Below are 1,341 nucleotides of genomic sequence, written 5' to 3' on the forward strand. Positions count from 1 at the left end.
GAATCCCCGTGGGCGTGCCAATTTCTATTAGCCTGCAACCTAAAAAGGTGCAGGCTAATATTATTTTATCTTTATAATTCAATCGTATATTTTAATTTTGGGCGATTCATAGCCTGCTCTTGTTTTGCCTATTCTTTATGCTTTTTATTTCTGTTTTTCTCTGTTTATGCCTATAATTGCAACGGATTTGCAACGCAATTTGCAACGGCGTTGCAACGGCTCGGAGATAAAAACAATGGCATCTATCCGCAAAAAATCTAACGGTATGTGGCTGGCGCAGGTTCGCCGGGTGGCTCGGGATGGGCTGCCGGCACTAAACCGATCGGCTTCGTTCCCGCGCAAGGCGGAAGCGGAGGCTTGGGCGGCTAAAATCGAAAATGAGTGGCGCACACTGCGCTTTGGTGGTGCGCCCAATGTGCCGTTTTCGGAGGTATTGGAGCGGTATAAAAACGAGGTATCGGTACATAAGCACGGTTGGCGCAATGAAACCAATATCATCAATCGCGTGCTGCGCACGCCGCTGGCGGAGGTGAGGCTGCCGCATTTGTCGGAGTTGCAGTTCCAAGATTGGGCGGATGAGCGCAAAAAAGAGGTGAGCACGTCCACGCTGCGGCGGGAATGGGTGCTGCTGTCTAATGTTTTGACGGTGGCGTCCAAGCAATGGCGTTGGCTGCCTGAAAACTTTATGCAGCGGCTGGACAAACCCGCAGACGGGCTGGCCCGTACGCAGCGGGTAACGGATGAGGATGCGGCGGCGGTGGCGTTTGCGGGTGGGTATACACCTGATTGTGTGCCAAACACCCGCACGCAACGGGCGGCGGCGGCGTTTTATTTCGCGCTGGAAACAGCGATGCGGGCGGGGGAAATTGTGATGCTGACGTGGGATTGTGTGTTTTATGATCGCCGCTATGTGCATATCCCGCTTACTAAAAACGGCCATCCGCGCAATGTGCCACTAAGCAGCAAGGCGGTGGCGATTTTGCGACAGATGGAAACGGTGCGCGAAAATTCTTTTGTGTTTAATATCACCAGCGGCTCGCTGGATGCGCTGTTTCGCAAACTTAAGCGGCGCAGTCTATTGGAAAACCTGCATTTTCATGATGCGCGGCGTGAGGCATTGACGCGGCTGGCCAAGATATATTCGCCGATGGAGCTCGCTAAGATTTCGGGGCATCGTGATTTGCGGATTTTGCTTAATACCTACTACGCACCCACGGTGGAAGATTTGGCGGATAAGCTGGAATAAGGAAAGCGACCGATTGGCCGCTTGTTTATTGCTGTCTGCATGATTTGATGTATTTCACGATGTCGCCAGCTATCCAGCGGCGGTTTTTTTTTCCG

General features: G+C 52.1%; 1 protein-coding gene. It reads left to right on the forward strand.

All coding sequences use genetic code 11. The annotated features are described in order from the left end of the window. Positions 1-235 precede the first annotated feature (235 nt). The gene (locus KEM39_RS10385; RefSeq protein WP_211709980.1) at positions 236-1,246 is read left to right on the forward strand and encodes a site-specific integrase; all 1,011 of its coding nucleotides are present in this window, start codon (positions 236-238) and stop codon (positions 1,244-1,246) included. Positions 1,247-1,341: the final 95 nt, after the last annotated feature.

The organism is Neisseria sp. Marseille-Q1983 (assembly GCF_018224585.1).
Lineage (GTDB): Bacteria > Pseudomonadota > Gammaproteobacteria > Burkholderiales > Neisseriaceae > Neisseria > Neisseria polysaccharea.